This window comes from Belnapia mucosa, assembly GCF_016775475.1.
Lineage (GTDB): Bacteria > Pseudomonadota > Alphaproteobacteria > Acetobacterales > Acetobacteraceae > Belnapia > Belnapia mucosa.
Genome location: NZ_JAEUXJ010000073.1, coordinates 1 through 1,129 on the forward strand (window position 1 = coordinate 1; position 1,129 = coordinate 1,129).

At 67.3% G+C, this 1,129-nt stretch carries 1 protein-coding gene; it reads right to left on the minus strand.

The window, feature by feature from the left end:
- Positions 1-24: 24 nt before the first annotated feature.
- Positions 25-1,129 (minus strand): ISAzo13 family transposase gene (locus JMJ55_RS31430; RefSeq protein WP_236034272.1). Its coding sequence is split into 2 segments (ribosomal slippage), with 1,106 coding nucleotides annotated over them: positions 25-743 and positions 743-1,129; the frame shifts between segments, so codons are not numbered across the junction. This gene is flagged as partial in the annotation.

The following is a 1,129-nucleotide window of genomic DNA, read 5'->3' on the forward strand; positions in this document are numbered from 1 at the left end:
AGGGATTGAAGCGAAATAAGCACTTCATGGTGACTGTTGGTGGGGTGAGATGGTGTAGTTCCACTCGCCGTGGAACGCGTCACGCTCGATGGCGAGCGCAACCATCTCGGCATCGGTGACCTTGATACCTTTGGGGTAGCTGTTCGCGTCGAGCTCGCAGCGCACTGTCAGCCCGGTTTGCGTTGTGGTGGCGCCGATCAGCTGGACGATGACCTGGTGGCTGACCAGCGGCTTGCCGCGCCAGTTCTGCGAAATGGCGGCAAAGAGGCGGTGCTCGATGCGGTTCCACTTGCTGGTCCCGGGCGGCAGGTGCGCCACGGTGACGGTCAAGCCGCACTCGTCGGCGAAGCGCTGCAACTCGCGCTTCCACAGCCGCACCCGGGCGCCGTTGCTGCCGCCACAATCGGCGGTGATGACCAGCTGTTTGGCTTTGGGGTAGCGGACCTGGCCCAGCTGCTGCCACCAGCGCCGGATGCTCTCGACTGCAAAGGCCGCGGTGTCGGCGTCCACTCCGACGCTGACCCAGCCAGCATTGGCCGCGAGGTCATAGACGCCATAGGGCGCGACCTTGCCCAAGCCGGGCAGCTCGAAGTCGTGTACTCGCACCGGCTCGGGCTGGCCCTTGGGCCGCAGTTCGCGGCCGGGGTTCTTGAAGTCGCCAACCAGCTCCTTCTTCTTGGTGTCAACCGAGATGGCCGGCTGGCCTGCCGCCATCGCCGCCTGCACGACGGTGTTGATGTGGCGAACTGGGCATCGCGGTCGGGGTGGTTCGTCCCCTCCAGGGTCTTGCGGTTGGCCTGGCAGCTGTAGCCCAGCTCGCGCAGCAGTAGGCCCACCAGCTTTTGGCTGACTGCGAAGCCGCGCTCGGCCAGCGCCTGGACGATCCGCCGCTGGCTGCGGCTGACCCAGCGCAGCGGCGTCTCCGGATCGCCGCGGATCGCATCCTCGATCAGAGCTTCCAAGGCAGCCGGCAACTCCGGCTGCAGATCCACCGCGCGCTTGCGCCCGCCGCCCTCGCGTCTGACCCGAGCGCCAATCGGATTGACCCCGCTCTGCAGTTCCACGATCGCCCGCCGGACGGTGCTGCGCGCCAGCCCGGTCGCCGCCGACGCTGCTGTCACCCCGCCAT